The organism is Stenotrophomonas sp. TWI700, from assembly GCF_039673645.1.
In the GTDB taxonomy this organism is placed as follows: Bacteria; Pseudomonadota; Gammaproteobacteria; order Xanthomonadales; family Xanthomonadaceae; genus Stenotrophomonas; species Stenotrophomonas maltophilia_AA.
Genome location: NZ_JBDJMB010000007.1, coordinates 13,742 through 33,489 on the forward strand (window position 1 = coordinate 13,742; position 19,748 = coordinate 33,489).

The 19,748-nt window shown below is 66.9% G+C and carries 14 protein-coding genes; 10 read left to right on the forward strand and 4 right to left on the reverse strand.

All coding sequences use genetic code 11. The features are described from left to right. The first annotated feature begins 210 nt into the window (after window positions 1–210). From ABE473_RS07435 to ABE473_RS07445, 3 genes are all read left to right on the forward strand, one after another. Complete coding sequence (locus tag ABE473_RS07435) at window positions 211–2,436, forward strand: NADP-dependent isocitrate dehydrogenase (protein ID WP_346489015.1); 2,226 nt, start codon at window positions 211–213, stop codon at window positions 2,434–2,436. Window positions 2,437–2,619: 183 nt separating this feature from the next. After that, window positions 2,620–4,332: a bifunctional isocitrate dehydrogenase kinase/phosphatase gene (gene aceK / locus ABE473_RS07440; protein ID WP_346489016.1), complete on the forward strand. Its 1,713-nt coding sequence runs from the start codon at window positions 2,620–2,622 to the stop codon at window positions 4,330–4,332. Window positions 4,333–4,505: 173 nt separating this feature from the next. Beyond that, the gene (locus tag ABE473_RS07445) at window positions 4,506–5,360 is read left to right on the forward strand and encodes a protein tonB (RefSeq protein ID WP_346489017.1); all 855 of its coding nucleotides are present in this window, start codon (window positions 4,506–4,508) and stop codon (window positions 5,358–5,360) included. 42 nt (window positions 5,361–5,402) lie between these two features. On the opposite strand, the gene ABE473_RS07450 is transcribed toward ABE473_RS07445, so the two are convergent. Then, the gene (locus ABE473_RS07450; protein WP_346489018.1) at window positions 5,403–6,989 is read right to left on the reverse strand and encodes a sensor domain-containing diguanylate cyclase; all 1,587 of its coding nucleotides are present in this window, start codon (window positions 6,987–6,989) and stop codon (window positions 5,403–5,405) included. A 366-nt stretch (window positions 6,990–7,355) separates the two neighbouring features. Here ABE473_RS07450 and ABE473_RS07455 point away from each other — a divergent pair, with 366 nt between their 5' ends. Beyond that, complete coding sequence (locus ABE473_RS07455; RefSeq protein WP_346489019.1) at window positions 7,356–8,633, forward strand: sugar MFS transporter; 1,278 nt, start codon at window positions 7,356–7,358, stop codon at window positions 8,631–8,633. 123 nt (window positions 8,634–8,756) lie between these two features. Here ABE473_RS07455 and rho read toward each other — a convergent pair whose 3' ends face one another. Next, complete coding sequence (gene rho / locus ABE473_RS07460) at window positions 8,757–10,547, reverse strand: transcription termination factor Rho (protein ID WP_346489020.1); 1,791 nt, start codon at window positions 10,545–10,547, stop codon at window positions 8,757–8,759. 221 nt (window positions 10,548–10,768) lie between these two features. Further along, window positions 10,769–11,098: a thioredoxin gene (gene trxA, locus ABE473_RS07465; protein WP_176987992.1), complete on the reverse strand. Its 330-nt coding sequence runs from the start codon at window positions 11,096–11,098 to the stop codon at window positions 10,769–10,771. A 561-nt stretch (window positions 11,099–11,659) separates the two neighbouring features. Between trxA and rhlB the strand changes: the two genes are divergently transcribed. The 5 genes from rhlB to ung all read left to right on the forward strand — a co-directional run bounded on the left by rhlB (window position 11,660) and on the right by ung (window position 16,813). After that, complete coding sequence (rhlB, locus tag ABE473_RS07470; protein WP_176987993.1) at window positions 11,660–13,381, forward strand: ATP-dependent RNA helicase RhlB; 1,722 nt, start codon at window positions 11,660–11,662, stop codon at window positions 13,379–13,381. A 232-nt stretch (window positions 13,382–13,613) separates the two neighbouring features. Next, window positions 13,614–14,300, forward strand: coding sequence for a cell division ATP-binding protein FtsE (ftsE, locus tag ABE473_RS07475; RefSeq protein WP_019183511.1), 687 nt, complete (start codon window positions 13,614–13,616; stop codon window positions 14,298–14,300). Continuing rightward, window positions 14,297–15,247 carry a permease-like cell division protein FtsX gene (gene ftsX, locus ABE473_RS07480; RefSeq protein ID WP_346489021.1) on the forward strand — a complete coding sequence of 317 codons (951 nt, stop codon included), beginning with the start codon at window positions 14,297–14,299 and terminating at the stop codon, window positions 15,245–15,247. The genes ftsE and ftsX overlap by 4 nt, the downstream gene beginning before the upstream one ends. Window positions 15,248–15,254: 7 nt before the next feature. Next, window positions 15,255–16,097, forward strand: a complete 843-nt coding sequence (locus ABE473_RS07485) for a response regulator (protein WP_176987995.1) — start codon at window positions 15,255–15,257, stop codon at window positions 16,095–16,097. Continuing rightward, window positions 16,094–16,813 (forward strand): uracil-DNA glycosylase, encoded by a 720-nt coding sequence (ung, locus tag ABE473_RS07490; protein WP_346477846.1) that lies wholly within the window; start codon window positions 16,094–16,096, stop codon window positions 16,811–16,813. The genes ABE473_RS07485 and ung overlap by 4 nt, the downstream gene beginning before the upstream one ends. A gap of 17 nt (window positions 16,814–16,830) precedes the next feature. Here the strand turns inward: ung and ABE473_RS07495 are convergent, their stop codons facing one another. Further along, window positions 16,831–17,190 (reverse strand): helix-turn-helix transcriptional regulator, encoded by a 360-nt coding sequence (locus ABE473_RS07495; protein WP_346489022.1) that lies wholly within the window; start codon window positions 17,188–17,190, stop codon window positions 16,831–16,833. A 468-nt stretch (window positions 17,191–17,658) separates the two neighbouring features. Between ABE473_RS07495 and ABE473_RS07500 the strand changes: the two genes are divergently transcribed. Beyond that, complete coding sequence (locus ABE473_RS07500) at window positions 17,659–19,686, forward strand: hypothetical protein (RefSeq protein ID WP_346489023.1); 2,028 nt, start codon at window positions 17,659–17,661, stop codon at window positions 19,684–19,686. The last annotated feature ends 62 nt before the right edge of the window (window positions 19,687–19,748 follow it).

The window sequence follows — 19,748 nt, forward strand, 5'->3', positions numbered from 1 at the left end:
CAGTACGTTTGCGTATGGGACGGCTTTGCTCCGGGGGGCTGAAAACGCGACAATGCGGGGGTTTCCCGCCGTGCGCGCCGTTGGTTGGCGCGGTCCCCGGGGAAAGTGCGGGCCACGCTCTGCAAAGCCCTGCACGCGACACGGTTGCACGCGGCCCGGCATTGCCGTCGGCCATCATTCACGAGATCTGCAAGAGAGCCCTGATCCCCCATGTCGAACACGCCCAAGATTCTCTACACGCTCACCGATGAAGCCCCGTTCCTGGCCACGCAGTCGCTGCTGCCGATCGTCGAGGCCTACACCGCCACCGCCGGCATCGCCGTGGAAACCCGCGACATCTCGCTGTCCGGCCGCATCCTGGCCCTGTTCCCGGATTACCTGAAGGACGAGCAGAAGGAAGCCGACCACCTGGCCGAACTGGGTCAGCTGGCGACCACCCCGGACGCGAACATCATCAAGCTGCCCAACATCAGCGCCTCGGTGCCGCAGCTGAAGGCCGCGATCAAGGAACTGCAGGACCAGGGTTTCGCACTTCCGAACTACCCGGACGTACCGACCGACGACGTCTCGCGCGACATCAAGGCGCGCTACGACAAGGTCAAGGGCAGCGCGGTGAACCCGGTGCTGCGCGAAGGCAACTCCGACCGCCGCGCGCCGCTGTCGGTCAAGAACTACGCCCGCAAGCATCCGCATCGCATGGGCAAGTGGTCCACCGACTGCAAGTCGCATGTCTCGCACATGGACGGCGGTGACTTCTACGGCAGCGAAAAGTCGGCCACGCTGGCCAACGCCGGCAGCCTGAAGATCGAGCTGTTCAAGGCCGACGGCAGCAGCGTCGTGCTCAAGGAAAAGACCGCGGTCAAGGCCGGTGAGATCGTCGACGCCGCGGTGATGAGCCGCACTGCGCTGGCCTCGTTCGTGCAGGCGCAGATCGCCGATGCCAAGGCCAAGGGCGTGCTGTTCTCGCTGCACCTGAAGGCCACCATGATGAAGGTCTCGGACCCGATCATGTTCGGCGTGGTCGTCGAAGAGTTCTACAAGGATGTGCTGGCCAAGCACGCCGACGTGCTCAAGCAGGCCGGTTTCGATCCGAACAACGGCATCGGCGATCTGTTCGCGCGCCTGCCGCAGCTGCCCGAAGCCACCCAGGAAGCGATCAAGGCCGACCTGGCTGCCGAGTACGGCAAGCGCCCGGCCCTGGCCATGGTCAATTCGGACAAGGGCATCACCAACCTGCACGTGCCCAGCGACGTGATCGTCGACGCCTCGATGCCGGCGATGATCCGCGACTCCGGTGGCATGTGGAATGCCGACGGCAAGCTGCAGGACACCAAGGCCGTCATTCCGGACCGTTGCTACGCCGGTGTGTACCAGGCCGTGATCGACGACTGCCGCACCCACGGTGCCTTCGACCCGGCGACCATGGGCTCGGTGCCCAACGTCGGCCTGATGGCGCAGAAGGCCGAGGAATACGGTTCGCACGACAAGACCTTCCAGATCCCGGCCGACGGCACCGTGCGCGTCACCGATGACGCCGGCAAGGTGATCTTCGAGCACGCCGTGCAGACCGGCGACATCTGGCGCATGTGCCAGACCAAGGACGCCCCGATCCAGGACTGGGTGAAGCTGGCCGTCAACCGTGCCCGCCTGAGCGGCACCCCGGCGGTGTTCTGGCTGGACGCTGCCCGCGCGCACGATGCGCAGGTGATCGCCAAGGTCGAGACCTACCTGAAAGACCACGACACCAGCGGCCTGGACATCCGCATCCTGGCGCCGGTGGAAGCGACCGCCTTCTCGCTGGACCGCATCCGCAAAGGCGAGGACACCATCTCGGTCACCGGCAACGTGCTGCGCGATTACCTGACCGACCTGTTCCCGATCATGGAGCTGGGCACCAGCGCCAAGATGCTCTCCATCGTGCCGTTGATGGCCGGCGGTGGCCTGTTCGAGACCGGTGCCGGTGGTTCGGCACCCAAGCACGTGCAGCAGTTCGTCGAAGAGGATTACCTGCGCTGGGATTCGCTGGGTGAGTTCCTGGCCCTGGCCGCGTCGCTGGAGCACCTGGGCAACCGCTACGACAACGCCGGTGCCACCGTGCTGGCCAAGACCCTGGACCAGGCCAACGGCCAGTTCCTGGACAACGACAAGTCGCCGTCGCGCAAGCTGGGCGGCATCGACAACCGCGGCAGCCACTTCTATATCGCGCTGTACTGGGCCCAGGCCCTGGCCGCGCAGGATGACGATGCCGCGCTGAAGGCCCGTTTTGCTCCGCTGGCCAAGGCACTGGCCGACAACGAGCAGGCCATCGTCGGTGAGCTGGCGGCGGTGCAGGGCAAGGCGGTCGACATCGGCGGCTACTACCGTCCGGACGTGGCCAAGGCCAGCGCCGCGATGCGTCCGAGCAGCACCTTCAACAGCGCGCTGTCTGCGCTGTAAGGCAGCGGTACCGCACATGCGGTGATCGATGAAGAACCCGCGCTCCGGCGCGGGTTTTTTCATGGGTGCCCGCTGGGCAAGCGCCCAGTCGCTGCCGTATGGTGGCGGCAGGTCCTCTGGAAGTGGCTGCATGCGCGCCTGCTGTTTCTGCCGGTTCCATCACTGCGCCATCCGGGGCGTCGCATGAACGCGACGCCGGACGCGCTCGCGCGGCAGATCCGCGATGGCTTCGAGGACTACCATGCGCGCTTCGCGGCGATCAGCCGGCGTGCACGGCAGCGCTTCGAGCAGCGGGACTGGGCCGGGGCACGGCAGGACGCCGTGGAGCGCATCGCGCTGTATGACCAGTGCATCGCCGAGACCGTCGATACCCTGCGCCGCGCCGTCGGTGAACGTGTGGGCGAGCGCGCGCTGTGGCTGCAGGTTCGCGCGGCGTATGCCGCGCTGCTGGCCGGATTGATCGACGCCGAGCTGTACAAGACCTTCTACAACACGCTGGCACGCCGGCTGTTCGCGACCCGCGGCGTGGACGGGGCGATCGAGTTCATGGCGATGGATGTGGAGCCGTCCGACGCCATCACCCATCCCGTCGCGCGGCACAGCTATACCCTCTCGCCGACGCGCCCGGCCGACGCGTTCATGCGCGTCCTCGGTGACTATCGCTTCCATGTTCCCTATGCGCACCAGCTGCGCTGCGCTGCCGCGATCGCGGTGCGGTTGCAGGATGATCTGGCGCACTGGGGCGATTACCCGGTGCGCAGCATCGAACTGCTCGACACCGTGTTCTACCGTGAGCGCCGCGCCTATCTGGTCGGACGCGTATTCGGCGAGCATCGCTTCTCGCCCTGCGTGATCGCGCTGGTGCATGACGAACGCGGCGTTCGCGTGGATGCGGTGCTGACCCGGCGCCGCGATGTGGCCCATCTGTTCGGCGTCTCGCGCAGCTATTTCCAGGCGGATCTGGCGACCGTCGGCGACGCGGTGGTATTCCTGCGCAGCCTGCTGCCGGGCAAGCCAGTGGATGAGATCTACACGGTGCTCGGGCGCGCCAAGCAGGGCAAGACCGAACGCTATCGCACCTTTTTCCGTCACTTCCATGAGCAGCCGGGCGAGCAGCTCGTCCATGCCGATGGCACGCCCGGCATGGTCATGGCGGTGTTCACCCTGCCCAGCTATCCGCTGGTGTTCAAGCTGATCCGGGACCGTTTCGCCTGGCCGAAAACCATGACCCGGCACCAGGTCGAGGAGAAGTATGCGTTGGTGTTCAACCTGGACCGTGTTGGCCGACTGCTCGACGCGCAGCCCTATCGGCACCTGCGCTTCCCGCGGGCGCGTTTCTCCGCGGCGCTGCGCGACGAGCTGCTGACCCAGTGCGCCAGCAGCGTGCATGAGGACGGGGACGAACTGGTGATCGCGCTGTGCTACGTGCAGCGGCGGTTCCGTCCGCTCAACCTGTACCTGCGCGAGCAGACCGTGGAGTCGCGACGCGTGGCCGCACTGGACTATGCGCAGGCGATCACCGACATGGCACGCAACAACATCTTTCCGGGCGATATGTTGCCGAAGAACTTCGGCGTCTCGCGGCATGGGCGTGCGGTCTTCTACGACTACGATGAGCTGTGTCTGGTCACCGAGTGCAACTTCCGTGCGTGGCCGGTGCCGCGCAACGAGGAGGAAGCGCTGGCTGACGAGCCGTGGTTCCAGATCGGTCCGCGCGATGTGTTTCCGGAGCGCTTCTGGATGTTCATGGGCCTGCCGGCGGCCGAGCTGGCGGCGGTGCGCGAGCATTTCGCCCACCTGTTCGATCCGGCATGGTGGCAGCGGCTGCAGGCGGGGTTCGCGGCCGGCGATTTCCCGGATACACCGCCCTATGCCGCGGTGCTGCGACTGGCGTGATTGGCTGCAGGAGCGCAGATGCGCTACGTCGCCCGCCATTGACGCCTTGCACCTACTGCGAAAGCGCCTTTCGTAAGACCGGGATGGATCCATCGATTCGATTGGTAACGTGGTCAGTGCTCGCTATGCTTTCGATATCGACAACGATGGATGGCACAAGGAGGAACAACGGAATGGATATCATCAAGGGACTTGCCGTGGCAGTCGCGTTGGCGGTAGCACCGGCGCATGCCGCCAAGCTGGGCGCCGATGTGCCCGTGGAAATGGGCATGCGGATCGAGGGCGCCCTCACCATTGGCGACGACGGTCGTATCAGCGCGCTGAAGATCGACAAGCAGGACAGGCTTCCCGAGGCAGTGGCCACGCTGGTGCGTGACACCGTGCAGAAATGGGAGTTCGAGCCGCACCTGCGTGACGGCGTTGCAGTGGCAACCGAGACACAGATGACCGTGCGCGTGGTGGCGCGGCCAGGTGACAACGAGACGTTCAACGTGCATCTGGTCAGTGCGCACTTCGAGGCTGCAAAGAGTGATGCCGATCGGGCCGCCGACATCCGTGGGCGCATGCCGGCGCCGCGCTATCCCGCTGACGTATTTCGGGCCGGCGGCCAGGGAACGGTCTATCTGGCGTTGAAGGTCGACCAGGACGGCCGTGTGGTCGACCAGGTCGCTGAGCAGGTCAACCTGCGCAGTACCGGTACGCCCAAGCAGTTGGAGGCGTTCCGCAGTGGCCTGGCCAAGGCCTCGCTGGGTGCCGCGCGCAGGTGGCGCTTCACCCAGAGTGCCGAGGGTGAAGCGCTGGATCAGCCCTACCGAACCCTGCGTGTGCCGGTCACGTTCTCCATTGGCGGAACGCCAGCGGATGATCTCAGGCACTGGCGAGCTTATGTGCCGGGGCCGCGCAGCCGGATTCCGTGGACCACCCGTGCCGACAATGCCGGCTTCTCACCCGATCTGCTGAGCGAGGGCTCGGCAACCCTGGCCGGGGACCCGGACGTGCCGCGCCTGCGCACGCCACTGGGCGGTTGATCCGCACAGGATCGCGGGCGTGCTGCGCCCGCGGCCCTTGTCTCAACCGCTGCCCGGGCCTACCGGCTGCGGATACACCACGGTGCGGTTGCGGCCCTGTTCCTTGGCCATGTACAGCGCCTTGTCGGCCAGCCGCAGTGCCTGCTGCGGGTCAGCGTGATAGGTCGGGTAGTGGGCCACGCCCAGCGACACGGTCACCGTGCCGGCCTGCTCGAACACTTCGGCGGCGACCTGCACGCGCAGGCGCTCGGCCACCAGGGCCGCGTTGACCGCATCGATACCCGGCAGCAGGATCAGGAACTCTTCGCCTCCGTTGCGGCAGAGCAGGTCGGTGTCGCGCGCGTCATCGCGCATCAGCTGCGCGATGCGCAGGATCACCGCATCGCCGACGGCGTGGCCGAAGCGGTCGTTGATGGTCTTGAAGCGGTCGATGTCCACGGCGATGATCCCGAACGGCTGGCCGCGCGCCTGCCAGTCTTCCAGCCCCTGCTGCAGGCCGCGCCGGTTCTGCAGACCGGTGAGCGGGTCGGTCATGCTGGCGCGGTTGAGCTTGCCGATGCGGTCCTGCAGGAGATTGAAGCTGTAGAGCAGCGCGGTCTTGAGCTGTGCGACCTCGTAGTACCAGGCGCGGATACCGGTGACATGGCGGATGGCGATGCCGGTGTCGCGGTTCTGCACGTTGCGCGCCAGCTGCCACAGCGGCCGCGAGATGCGCCGCGCGAACCACCAGGTGATCAACAGCGACAGGATGCCCAGCGGGATCGCATTCCAGATCACCGAGGACATCAGCTTGGACAGCGCGGCCAGCGTGGCGGTGGTCGGGCGCTGGGCGACCACGCCCCACCCCACGCTCGGCACCGGTGCATAGCCGGCCAGCATCAATACGCCGTGGCTGTTGCGCACCTGCTGCGCGCCGGAGTGCCCCTGGGTGACCGCCTGGACGGCCGGGTTTTCCAGCGCCAACTCGCCGATCCGGTTCTGTTCGATGTGGTACAGGATGCGACCATGGCGATCGACCACGTACAGGTAAGAGCCATCGCGGTAATAGTGTTTGCCCAGCAGGGACTGCAGGATGCTGCGCTGGCGCAGGTAGATCGTCCCGCTGACGTAGCCCTGGTACTCGCCCTGTGCAGAGAAGATCGGGTGCGAGATCGCGACCAGCAGCCGGCCTGTCGCCGACTCGTACGGGTCGCTGATGAAGGGCACGCGGCGATCGAGGGCATCGCGGTTGCCGCTGCTCTTGAGCAGTACGCCCTGCAGCGCCAGGCTCTGCGGCGAGGTGGCCAGCACGGTGCCGCCTGCATCCACGATCAGCACCGAGTTGAAGCTGTTGGTCTGCAGCTGCAGGCGCGCGGCCTCGGCTTCCAGCGCCTCGCGATCGTGACGGCGCTGGCCGAGCAGGGTGGCGCTGTAGGCGACCTGCTGCTGGGCCGACAGCACGAAGTTCTGGGTCGACTCGGCAAGCTTGCTGGCGTACACGCGGTTGGCTTCCAGCGTGTTGCCGATCAACTGCTCACGCTGCACGCGGTAGCTGGCATGCAGGGTATTGACCAGCGCGATGGTCGCGCTGAGCAGGGCCAGGGCAAGGATCAACGTGCCGAGAGTGAGGCGGGCAGACAACGGGCGCATGCGGTTCACGGGCAACAGGGTGCAGTGCCAACCGGACAGGCGGGTGGAACGGCAACGGCGAAGCAGTCAGGAGCGCACGACATCGCCTTGAACCGGTACGCATCCCGCGCCCATCCGTCGACGATCCCGCCCCCGGGCGGTCAACAACTCTATCGGCGGCGATTATTGCGGATTACGCTGCCGCGTGGGTGAAGCGGGGCATCCGCGAAGCAGCACGCTGCATCCCGCGGCGTTTGCGGCAGTCACTGCATGTCGTGCCCGCAGCGCTGCCGTGTGTACTGCCGACAGTGCTGGACAATCGAGGCGCAAGCGGGTTCCATGTCTGGCTGCCAATTGACCGGCACTCCCTATCTGGAAGGACACGCGATGGATACCCCCGCTGCCGTCCGCGGACAACATGTGCAAAGCAATCGCGTTGCACTGGCCGTGGTCACCGCCATTTTCTTCATGTGGGGCTTCCTCACGTGCCTCAATGACATCCTGATTCCGCATCTCAAGGCGGCGTTCGCGCTGACCTGGGTGCAGGCGATGCTGGTCCAGTTCACCTTCTTCGGCGCGTACTTCCTGATGTCGCTGCCCGCCGGGCGCCTGGTCGCGGCGGTGGGCTACAAGCGTGGCATCGTCGCCGGGCTGGCCATTGCCGGCGTCGGCGCGCTGCTGTTCTGGCCGGCTGCGCAGGCGCATGTGTACGGCCTGTTCCTCGGTGCGCTGTTCGTGTTGGCCACCGGCATCACGGTGCTGCAGGTGGCCGCCAATCCCTACGTCGCGCTGCTCGGGCCGGAGCAGACCAGTTCCAGCCGGCTGACGCTTGCGCAGTCGATGAATGCGCTGGGCACGACCATCGCGCCGCTGTTCGGCGGGCTGCTGATCCTCTCGGCCGCGCCGCGCACCGCCGATGAACTGGCCTTGCTGCCGCAGGCCGAGGCGCTGGCCTATCGCGCCGCCGAAGCGCAATCGGTGCAGGTGCCGTACTTCGGCCTGGCGGTTGCGCTGTTCGTGCTGGCCGTGGCGATCTGGATGTTCCGCCTGCCGACGATCCCGGGCGTGGAGGACACGGCGGCCAGCGGTCGCGGCCGGCTGCGCGATGCGCTGCGGCACCGCCACCTGCGCTACGGCGTGCTGGCGATCTTCTTCTACGTGGGCGCCGAAGTTTCGATCGGCAGCGTGCTGGTCAACTTCCTCTCGATGCCGGGCATCGGCGAGGGCCTGACCGAGCAGGAAGCCACGCGCTACGTGTCGCTGTACTGGGGCGGTGCGCTGGTCGGCCGACTGCTCGGTGCGGCGTTGCTGACCCGTCTCGACCCGCGCCGCATGCTGGGTGTCTTCGCGTTGATCGTGATGGCCCTGCTCACGGTGACGATGCTGGGCAGCGGCAACCTGGCCAAGTGGAGCGTGGTCAGCATCGGCCTGTTCAACTCGATCATGTTCCCGACCATCTTCGCACTGGCGATCGCACGGCTGGGTACGCTGACCGGGCAGGCGTCGAGCCTGCTGGTGATGGCGATTGTCGGTGGGGCGGTCATTCCCCTTGCGATGGGCTGGCTGGCCGACCACCACGGGCTGCAGCTGTCCTTCCTGCTGCCCATGCTGTGCTACGTGTTCATCGCGTTCTACGCGTGGCGTGGTTCGCGCCACGGCGGTTGAGGCAACGCGACGGCGTCTGGGTAGTCCAGCGCGCCGTACCGTCCGGAACACATCGAAGTCAGGATGTCGATACGAAAAAGGCCCCGCAATGCGGGGCCTTTTCCTGTCCGGATGATGCGCCGATCAGCGCTTCATCGAACCGAAGAACTCGTCGTTGGACTTGGTGTTCTTCATCTTGTCGAGCAGGAATTCCATCGCGGCCATTTCATCCATCGGATGCAGCAGCTTGCGCAGGATCCAGATCTTCTGCAGCAGTTCCGGTTCGATCAGCAGATCTTCGCGACGGGTGCCCGAGCGGTTGATGTCGATCGCCGGGAACACGCGCTTTTCGGAGATGCGACGGCTCAGGTGCACTTCGCTGTTGCCGGTGCCCTTGAACTCTTCGTAGATCACCTCGTCCATCTTGCTGCCGGTATCGACCAGCGCGGTGGCGATGATGGTCAGGCTGCCGCCTTCCTCCACGTTGCGCGCGGCGCCGAAGAAGCGCTTCGGACGGTGCAGGGCGTTGGCGTCCACACCACCGGTGAGCACCTTGCCGGAGCTGGGCACCACGTTGTTGTAGGCACGCGCCAGGCGGGTGATCGAGTCGAGCAGGATCACCACGTCCTTCTTGTGCTCGACCAGGCGCTTGGCACGCTCGATCACCATTTCGGCGACCTGCACGTGACGGGCGGCCGGCTCGTCGAAGGTGGAGCTGATGACTTCGCCGCGCACGGTGCGCTGCATTTCCGTCACTTCTTCCGGGCGCTCATCGATCAGCAGGACGATCAGGTGCACGTCCGGATGATTGGTGGTGATCGCCGTCGCCACCTGCTGCATCATCATCGTCTTGCCGGCCTTGGGCTGGGAGACGATCAGCGAACGCTGACCCTTGCCCTGCGGTGCCATCAGATCGAGGATGCGGCCGGTGATGTCTTCGGACGAACCGTTGCCACGTTCCAGGGTGAAGCGCTTGCGCGGGAACAGCGGGGTCAGGTTCTCGAACAGCACCTTGTTCTTCGACGCTTCCAGCGGCTCACCATTGATGGTGTCCACGATCGACAGCGCGAAGTAACGCTCGCCGTCCTTCGGGAAGCGGATGCGGCCGGACAGATGATCGCCGGTCCGCAGGTTGAAGCGGCGGATCTGGCTGGGCGAAATGTAGGTATCGTCCGGGCCGGCCAGGTAGCTGGCTTCGGCCGCGCGCAGGAAGCCGAAGCCGTCCGGCAGGATTTCCAGCACGCCGTCGGCGGCAACGCCGTCGCCATGGCGGGTCAGCACCTTGAGCAGGGCGAAGATCACGTCCTGCTTGCGGGCGCGGGCGACGCCTTCGGAAATCTGCAGCTGCTCGGCGATTTCCAGCAGCTTCTGCGCCGGCATGCGCTTGAGGTCGCTCAGCGAGTAGACCGGGAAGCCTTCGGGCACGTTGGCCTGCTGGCTGCGCACGAACGGCTGCTGTTCACCGTTGTCCTGCGGCATGCCATCGTCGTTGTAGCGATCGCCACCGCGGTTGCGGTCACGGCGATTGCGGAAACGATCGCGGCGGTTGCCCTGGCCTTGACCTTGACCCTGGCCTTGGCCCTGGTTCTGGCCCTGACCCTGCTGGTACGGGTTCTGCCCGCCCTGCGGGTTCTGGTTGCGGCCGTTCTGGTTGCGCTGGCCACCGTCGCCGGTGTCCTGCTGACCACCGCCCTGCGAGGGCGATGCGTCGCCACCGGCAGAAGCCGCCGGTGCCGATGCCTGCGGAGCTGCCGAAGAAGCGGCAGCCGGCGCCGGCGCGTCAGACGCGGCAGCCAGAGGCAGAGCGGGTTGTGAGGGGGGGGAACCTGCGTCGGCACCGGTGTTGGCGGCGGCCTTGGCGACGCGCGGCTTGCGCACGCGCTTCTCGGCGGGCGCGTCGGCGCTCCCGGGTTCGGAAGTAGTGATATCGGACAAGTGCTGGATTCCTCGCTAGAAGGTGCGAGCGCCCGGCAGGGCGGCGAACGTTGGGAAAGGATCTGGAAGGAAACTGCGTCCAGAAGATGCGGCGCGCGAATGCGGCCGGATATGCCGACACTAACACCGGCTCGCGGCGGCGCGCAAGCCGGGTGGGGCAGGGTCATTCATGCGGGCGACGGGCCCGCGTGGCAGCCGGACGGGCCGGCTGCCTGCTGCGATCAGGCCAGAGCCTTGTCGAGCATGCCGGCCAGCTGGGCCTTGCCGACGGCACCGATCTGCTGGGCCTGGACTTCGCCGTCCTTGAACACCAGCAGCATCGGGATCGAGCGCACGTGGTACTTGGCGGCCAGTTCGCGCTGTTCGTCGACGTTGACCTTGGCGATCTTGGCGCGGCCGTTATAGGCGTCGGCCAGTTCGTCCAGCGCCGGGGCGATCATCTTGCAGGGACCACACCATTCGGCCCAGAAATCGACCAGCACCGGTTCCTTGGAATCCAGTACTGCGCTTTGGAAGTCAGCGGTGCTGACGTGTACAACCTTGTCGCTCATCTTGGTTTCTCGTCTGGTAATGCACCCGGCAGGGCCGGAGGAAGTTGAAGTTGGGCAACGCCACCCGGGCGTCACCCGCGTCTGGTGCCTCGTGGCCGCGGGCGGCCAGCGGTGCGTTCGGCGGATGCCTGGACGCTCACGGGGCGCAGTGTACCGCTATCGCCGTGACCGGACAGACGCTGGTTGGAAAGAAGCATCCCGTGATCGCCCACCTGCGGTGTCGCGACGATCCCCTTCGATATGCGGGGGCCTGGACCCCGGTTCCACCCCCGTCAGCGGGGCCGTTCAACCGGCGGCAGGCCCGGTGAATGCGGGGTGCAGATCCACTCCCGAGGCACTGGACCGCCCTGCAACGGCGCGCCGGGCGGGCATTCTCACCGGGTTGTGCGACGAACTATCCCGGTTTGGCGCCGACATTGCGCTAAACTGGGGCATTGTGCGGCGCCCTGGACCTGGAGTCCGGCCCCGCCAATCCCGGCGCAGGGGCCGTTTGCGACGGTGCCCCCCAAGATTGCAAGCCACCCCGCACCTCTGCCGGGATGGCCTTACCAAGACGGACTCATGAGCGACAAACCGCTGACCGATTTGACCTTCTCCACTTTCGACCTGCATCCGGCGCTCCAATCCGGGCTTGAAAGTGCTGGTTTCACCCGCTGCACCCCGATCCAGGCGCTGACCCTGCCGGTGGCACTGCCCGGTGGCGACGTCGCCGGCCAGGCCCAGACCGGTACCGGCAAGACCCTGGCGTTCCTGGTCGCGGTCGTGAACCGCCTGCTGACCCGCCCGGCGCTGGCCGATCGCAAGCCGGAAGATCCGCGCGCGCTGATCCTGGCCCCGACCCGTGAGCTGGCCATCCAGATCCACAAGGACGCGGTGAAGTTCGGTTCCGACCTCGGCCTGCGCTTCGCGCTGGTCTACGGTGGCGTGGACTACGACAAGCAGCGCGAGATCCTGCAGCAGGGCGTGGACGTGATCATCGCCACCCCGGGCCGCCTGATCGACTACGTCAAGCAGCACAAGGTGGTCTCGCTGCACGCCTGCGAAATCTGCGTGCTCGACGAAGCCGACCGCATGTTCGACCTGGGCTTCATCAAGGACATCCGCTTCCTGCTGCGCCGCATGCCCGAGCGCAGCACGCGCCAGACGCTGCTGTTCAGCGCCACGCTCAGCCATCGCGTGCTGGAGCTGGCCTACGAGCACATGAACGAGCCGCAGAAGCTGGTGGTGGAGAGCGAATCGATCACCGCCGCCCGCGTGCGCCAGCGCATCTACTTCCCGGCCGACGAAGAAAAGATCCCGCTGCTGCTGGGCCTGCTCTCGCGCAGTGAAGGCGCCCGCACCATGGTGTTCGTCAACACCAAGGTGTTCGTCGAGCGCGTGGCGCGTTCGCTGGAAAAGGCTGGCTACCGCGTCGGCGTGCTGTCCGGCGACGTGCCGCAGAAGAAGCGTGAGAGCCTGCTCAACCGCTTCCAGAAGGGCCAGCTGGAAATCCTGGTGGCCACCGATGTCGCCGCCCGCGGCCTGCACATCGATGGCATCAAGTACGTCTACAACTACGACCTGCCGTTCGATGCGGAAGACTACGTGCACCGCATCGGCCGCACCGCGCGCCTGGGCGAAGAGGGCGATGCGATCAGCTTCGCCTGCGAGCGCTATGCGATGGGCCTGCCGGACATCGAGGCCTACATCGAACAGAAGATCCCGGTCGAACCGGTCACCAGCGAGATCCTGACCCCGATTCCGCGCGCGCCGCGCGCCCCGCTGCCGGAAGGCGAGGGCGATGCCGAGGGCGACGAGAATGAGAGCGTCGGCCAGATCTTCCGCGAAGCACGCGAAGCGCGTGCCGCCGAAGAGCAGCGCCGTGGCGGTGGCAGCAGCAGCCGTGGCGGCAAGCCGTCCGGTGGCCGCGGCGAGCGCCGCGCCCCGGGTGAGCGCAGTGCCGATGGCAAGCCCCGCCGCGAGCGCAAGCCGCGCGTGGAAGGCGAGCAGCCGGTCGCCGCCGTCGATGCGGTCGATGCCGAGGCCAAGCCGCAGCTCGCGCCGACCGCCGCCCCGTCTGCCGAAGGCAGCCCGGCGGTGGAAGGTGAGCGCGCGCCGCGCAAGCGTCGTCGTCGTCGCCACGGCCGTCCGGTCGAGGGTGCCGAAGGCGCGGCAGCGACCGGCCCGGTGACCCCGGTGCAGGTGACCGCCAAGCCGATGCGCGGCACGCCGGCCGCCGACCCGGGCGCCTCGTTCCTGACCCGCCTGGGCCGCAAGATCCGCCGGATGCTGTCCGGTTCGTAAGACCGGACGCGCGACCCGCGATGCCTGGGGGGTATAGCCCCCTTGGTAAGGGGGCGGTCGCGAAGCGACGGGGGATCGGGTGCTGATGAGAGGGGCCCACGGTTTGCGCAGCGAACCGTGGGGCGACAGCGCGAATGCGATGGCGCTTCCCCCGGCCAGCGGCCGGCACTACGGAGCAGACCCCACCGGTTGCCGTTACCTACACGCCACCCTCGTCCTGCATAATCAGGGGATGAGCGTCCTGCGTTTTGACAATGTCAGCAAACAATATGCCGGCGGCCACCAGGCACTGGTGGACGTCAGCTTCGATGTCGCCCCCGGGGAAATGCTGTTCGTTACCGGTCACTCCGGTGCGGGCAAGAGCACCCTGCTCAAGTTGATCCATCTCGACGAGCGGCCCAGCCGCGGCGCGGTGATCTTCGATGAGCGCAACCTGCTGAAGGTGCGCGGCGGCAGCATTCCGCGGCATCGGCGCGAGGTCGGTGCGGTCTACCAGGACCACCGCCTGCTGATGGACCGCAGCATCGCCGAGAACGTCGCCCTGCCGTTGATCCTGCGCGGCACCCGCCGCAACGAGATCGGCAAGCGCGTGCGCTCGGTGCTCGAGCGCATGGGCCTGGGCCACCGCGAGAAGGCGCTGCCCTCGCAGTTGTCGGCCGGTGAGCAGCAGCGCGTCGGCATTGCCCGTGCGATTGTCGGCGAGCCCAAGCTGCTGGTCGCCGACGAACCGACCGGCAATCTCGATCCCACACTGGCGGCGGAGATCATGGCCTTGTTCGCCGAGCTGCCCGACCGCGGCACCAGCGTGCTGGTGGTCAGCCACGATCTGGCCCTGCTGCGGCGCATGCGCAAGCGCGTGCTGATCCTGGACCACGGCCGCCTGGTCGATGACATCTCGCCGCAGGACCTGGCCGAATGAACGCACCGGTGACCAAAGAAACGGCCGCGCCCTCACGCCTGGGCGTGTGGCTGCACCATCACGGCCACAGCGTGGTCTTCAGCCTCGGCCGCGCGTGGCGCAAGCCGTGGGCGACGCTGCTCACGGTGATGGTCATGGCGCTGGCGCTGGCCCTGCCACTGGGCCTGTCGATCGCGCTGGACAACCTCAAGCACTTCGCCGGCAGCGTGCAGCAGTCGCGCGACATCAACCTGTTCCTGAAGACCGACGCCGGTGCCGACGCGGTCCGCCAGGTGGCCGAAACCCTGCGCGCTCGCGCCGACGTGGCCAACGTCACCGTGCAGACGCCGGAGCAGGGCCTGGCCGAGCTGCGCGAGAGCGCCGGGCTCGGCGAAGCCATCGATGCACTGCATGACAATCCGCTGCCGACCCTGCTGATCGTGACCCCGGGCGAGGGCGCCGATGACGCGCGCCTGGCGCAGTCGCTGGAAGGCCTGCCGCAGGCCGATCTGGTCCAGCACGATGCGCTGTGGCGCAAGCGCCTGGATGGCTGGCTGGGCTTCGGTACGCGCCTGGTGCAGGTGCTGTCGGTGCTGCTCGGACTCGGTGCCGCGCTGGTGGTGGGCAATACGGTGCGGCTGGACATCCAGGCCCGCCGCGATGAGATCGGCGTGCTGCAGCTGCTCGGCGCCAGCGATGGCTTCATCCGTCGCCCCTTCCTGTATCTGGGCGCGTGGTACGGCCTGGGCGCCGGCGCGGTCGCCCTGGCATTGATCGGTGCGGCCGGGTTGGCCCTGCGCCCGCCGCTGGCCGCGCTCTCGCAGAGTTATGGCAGCCCGTTCGTGCTGCATGGTCTGGATCTGCTGCATTCCTCGTTCGTGCTGCTCGGCACCGTGGTGCTGGGCTGGCTGGGCGCCTGGCTGGTGACGGGGCATTTCCTGCGCCAGACCCGTCCGACCGAAACCTGAGGCCCGCATGCGTCCGCAAGCCCTCAAGCACCTCGCCGACGACGCACCGCGCGTGATGGTCGTCGACGGCTCCAGGCTGGTCCGCAAGTTGATTGCCGATGTGCTGCAACGCGAACTGCCGGCGGTGGAGGTGGTGGGCTGCGCGAGCATCGCCGAGGCGCGTGCGGCGCTGGACGCCGGGCCGGTCAGCCTGGTCACCACCTCGCTCACCCTGAGCGATGGTGACGGGCTGGACCTGGCGCGCATCGTGCGCGACGCGGCGGGCCAGGCCTACGTGCCGGTGATCGTGGTGTCCGGCGACGCGCAGCAGCATCTGGAACAGCGCCGCTTCACCGAGTACGTCACCGATTATTTCGACAAGGCGCTCGGCCACGAAGCACTGGCCACCTTCATCCGTGGCTACGTGCAGCCGGAGACGATTCCCGGCGCGACCATCCTCTACGTCGAAGACAGCCGCGTCGTCGCCGAAGCGACCAAGCGCATGCTCGAACGGCAGGGTTTGAACGTGCTGCATGTGTTGACCGCCGAAGATGCGTTCGCGCTGCTCACGGCCGAGTCGCTCGGTCGCAGCAGTCACCGCATCGACCTGGTGCTTACCGATGTCACGCTCAAGGGCGAACTCAGCGGCCGCGATGTGGTGCAGCGCGTACGCGTGGATTTCGGCTACGGCAAGCGCCGCCTGCCGGTGCTGGTGATGACCGGCGACGGCAACCCGCACAATCAATCCGGCCTGCTCCAGGCCGGTGCCAACGATCTGGTGCAGAAACCGATCGAAGAGCGGCTGCTCATCACCAAGGTGCTGTTCCAGCTGCGCCTGTCCCGCCTCAACGACAAGCCTGTAGTGCGATGAATGACGATGTAGTGCCCAGCATCCAGCTCGAACCGAGCTGGAAGACGCGTATCGGTGATTACCTGCTGCGCCCGGACATGCGCGAACTCTCCGCGTTCCTGCGCCAGCGCAAGGCGGCCGGGGCGCAGGTGTTCCCGCCCGGCCCGCAGATCTTCGCCGCGTTCGATGCCACGCCCTTCGACCAGGTCAAGGTGGTCATCCTCGGCCAGGATCCGTATCACGGGCCTGGCCAGGCGCACGGCCTGAGTTTCTCGGTGATGCCGGGCGTGCCGGTGCCGCCATCGCTGCTGAACATCTACAAGGAGATCGAGTCCGATCTGGGCATCCCGCGTCCCGACCATGGGTGCCTGCTGCCGTGGGCGCATCGTGGTGTGCTGCTGCTCAACGCGGTGCTGACCGTGGAAGCGGGCAACGCCGGCTCGCATCAGCGTCGCGGCTGGGAAGGCTTCACCGATCACGTCGTGGACACCCTGAACCGTGAGCGCGAAGGCCTGGTGTTCCTGTTGTGGGGCAGCTATGCGCAGCAGAAAGGCAAGGTCATCGATACCGGTCGGCATCGCGTGCTCAAGGCGCCGCATCCTTCGCCGCTGTCGGCACATCGCGGTTTCCTGGGCTGCCGCCATTTCTCGATGACCAACGAGTACCTGCAGCGCCGCGGCCACGACCGCATCGACTGGTCGCTGCCGCCGCGCGCCGCGCTGGAGTCCGCGGGCTGATCACCCGCGGCCGTCCGCTACACGGCCAGCATCTCGATGATCGATTGCGCGACCTGCCGCTTGCGCGGTGGCAGCCGCCGCAGCAGCGACAGAATGTTGCCTTCCAGGTCATCGCGCACGTAGTCCTGTGCGGGCGCGGTCATCGTGAGTTCCTCCCCGCTGGCCTTGCACACCCCGCGGCCGGTGGCCAACCACTCGAAGCGCACCTGCGTACTGATGGCGATATGTGCCAGATGCGACACACTTGGATGGGTGCCCCCACGCCGTTCCCACTGCGCCACCGCGCTGCGCTTGACCCCGGTTTCCACCGCCAACTGCGTTTGTGACATCCCTGCGCTGGTGCGTGCTGCGCGAATTCGATCCGACATCGCCAACATGGGGTTCCCCTTTATCGTTCCTTGAACGGTGGATGGTTATCGATACTTACCGGGCAGTGATTCTTTTCCCACTCTGTACAGAATGACTTGCCGCCCCTGTCGCGCCGAGCGCTCCACCGCGAAACTTCTGGCTGACAGTGAAACTTCCCCCTGCACGCAGCGTGGCCGGTTTGACGGTTTCCCTGCGTGCACGTAGTTAATCCCTCAAGCCGGCCATGACGCGCCGGGATATCCAAAACATCGGAAGCAGGCCGATGCCCCGTCGATCATGGTCGGTACCCACCGGCCCGTGAAAGACCGCTTCGGCCAGGACGCAGGGGATGGCCGATGGATAAAGTTTCTGTTGTGAAGTTGGCGTTACGGCGATTCAGCTTGAGGGCTGTTTCGCTATTATTTGTGATGTTGATCGCATTAAGTGCGGGTATTTCCACCGCCAGCGCGCAATCGGCCTGCACGGCTGGCGCGTGCGTGAGCGCCGGGCCGCGCCTGGCGTCGATCGATTCCACCCAGAGCCCCGTGCTCAATCTCCTGTTCGGGGCGCTGCTTCCCGGCACCACGGTCAACCTCAGCGTGGCCGACTGGAACAACCTGGCGGGTGCCAACATCAATCTCAACGCGCTGCTGACCCAGCTCAACGGCGGCGTGGTGGTGAGTGATCCCAGCCAGGTGCTAAACGCCAACATCACCCTGGGCCAGCTGCGTGCGGCGATGGTGCAGGTGCTGCAGGCCGACGGGCAGACGGCGGCAGCCAACGTGCTTAACGCGCTCCCGCTCGGTGCTGCCGGGCTGAGCGGCAACATCCGCCTGGCCGACATCCTGCAGATCGCACTGCCCACCGGCTCGCTGGCGACGGTGCGGCTCAACGTGCTGGACCTGCTGACCGGTGGCATCCAGCTGTACAACTTCCGCAACGTCCTCACCACGCCGGCACCGATCACGGTGGATACCGCCGCACTCGGCCTCAACGGCGTCGCCAACGTGCGCCTGTGGCTGCAGGTGGTCGAACCGCCGGTCTACACCTGCGGCGCGGCCGGCGCGGCGTTCCACAGCGCGGCGATCCGCATCAAGCTGGACCTTGATCTCGTCCAGGGGCTCAACACCGGCACGCTCTCGGCGGCGCTGAGTGGTTTGAATCTGCTGGGTGTCACGCTCTCCAACACCAGCATCACCGCCGATGTCCTGCATCTGCAGGTGTACGCCGATGTCGCGCGTGCCGAAGGCGCGATCTCGGCGATCAACCTGGTCGGCAACGCGGTCACCCTGCAGGCGCGGCCGGGCCTGGTGAATCTCTACGTCGGCCAGATCAGCGATGCCACGTTCTTCAACCGCAGCACCGTGCTGACCGACACCGCGTTGAGTGCGGCCACGCTGACCTCGCTGAGTGTGCGCGTGCGGGTTTCGGCCAACGTGCTTGGCCTGCTCACGCCGGTGGCCGACATCACCATTCCGCTGACGGTCAGCATCCGCAGTTTCGCCACTGCCACGCCCGGGCTGCAGAGCGCCAGTTTCACCGGCCCATACCCACAGACACGCACGCTGAGCGCCGGCACCGTCAGTGCGGCGACGATGGTCTCCACCCTGGTCAATTCGCTCAGCATCCAGGTCACCAGCGGCAATCCCACGGTCACCCTGCTGGGCGGCATCCCGTTGCCGCTGCCGGTGGCCGACCTGGTCAACGGCATCGTCAACACGCTGCTCACGCCGATCCGCACGCAGGTCAACGCGCTGGTCACGCCGGTGTTGACCGCGCTGCTCGGCGGTGTGGTCGACAACCTGCTGGCCCTGCTCGGCATCCGCATCGGCCAGGCGGTGTTCACCGTGGAAGGCATCACCCAGGCCTGTGCGGCGACGCTGCAGCTGGTCAAGGACCTGCAGCCGACCAGCGACACCGGGCGCTTCAATCTCTCCATCACCTACAACGGCAGTACCGTCGGCTCGGCCAGCAATGTCGGCAACAACGGCGCCACCGCCGCGGTGATCACCGTCCCCGGAGGCAGCTACGCACTGGCCGAAGCCGCTGCAGCCGGCACCACGCTCGCCCGCTACGCCAGCACCTGGCAGTGCACGGACCAGAACAACACCGTGGTGTCCTCCGGCAGCGGCGGCAGCTTCACCCTGCAGGCACCGGCCATGACCGCCACCGCGGTGACCCTCGTATGCCGGATCACCAATCGAACGCGGCAAGCGGACCTGTCGATCACCAAGACCGATGGCAGCGGCAGCTACACCCCGGGCGGCACCGCGACCTACACGCTGCTGGTCCGAAACGATGGCCCGGATGCGGTGATCAATGCCGTGGTTGCCGACACCCTCCCCAACGGCACCACGCTGCGCGGCGCCTGGACCTGCAGTGCCACCAGCGGCAGCACCTGTGCCGCAGCAAGCGGTGGTGCGGTCGGCGGCAACGCGGTGAGCGTCGGGGTGGATCTGATCAACGGCGGGCAGGCCACGATCAGCGTACCGGTCAGCTTCAGCAGCAATCCGGGCGCGTACTAGCGGCCGGTGCAGCACGGCGTGTGGCGCGGGGTGACCCGTGCAGGGGATGGACAGGACCACTG

Bases quoted from the DNA above. Each gene is read 5' to 3' on its own strand.
- ABE473_RS07435 (WP_346489015.1), top strand. From the start codon at position 211: ATGTCGAACACGCCCAAGATTCTCTACACGCTCACCGATGAAGCCCCG.
- aceK (WP_346489016.1), top strand. From the start codon at position 2,620: ATGAACGCGACGCCGGACGCGCTCGCGCGGCAGATCCGCGATGGCTTC.
- ABE473_RS07445 (WP_346489017.1), top strand. From the start codon at position 4,506: ATGGATATCATCAAGGGACTTGCCGTGGCAGTCGCGTTGGCGGTAGCA.
- ABE473_RS07450 (WP_346489018.1), bottom strand. From the start codon at position 6,989: ATGCGCCCGTTGTCTGCCCGCCTCACTCTCGGCACGTTGATCCTTGCC.
- ABE473_RS07455 (WP_346489019.1), top strand. From the start codon at position 7,356: ATGGATACCCCCGCTGCCGTCCGCGGACAACATGTGCAAAGCAATCGC.
- trxA (WP_176987992.1), bottom strand. From the start codon at position 11,098: ATGAGCGACAAGGTTGTACACGTCAGCACCGCTGACTTCCAAAGCGCA.
- rhlB (WP_176987993.1), top strand. From the start codon at position 11,660: ATGAGCGACAAACCGCTGACCGATTTGACCTTCTCCACTTTCGACCTG.
- ftsE (WP_019183511.1), top strand. From the start codon at position 13,614: ATGAGCGTCCTGCGTTTTGACAATGTCAGCAAACAATATGCCGGCGGC.
- ftsX (WP_346489021.1), top strand. From the start codon at position 14,297: ATGAACGCACCGGTGACCAAAGAAACGGCCGCGCCCTCACGCCTGGGC.
- ABE473_RS07485 (WP_176987995.1), top strand. From the start codon at position 15,255: ATGCGTCCGCAAGCCCTCAAGCACCTCGCCGACGACGCACCGCGCGTG.
- ung (WP_346477846.1), top strand. From the start codon at position 16,094: ATGAATGACGATGTAGTGCCCAGCATCCAGCTCGAACCGAGCTGGAAG.
- ABE473_RS07495 (WP_346489022.1), bottom strand. From the start codon at position 17,190: ATGTTGGCGATGTCGGATCGAATTCGCGCAGCACGCACCAGCGCAGGG.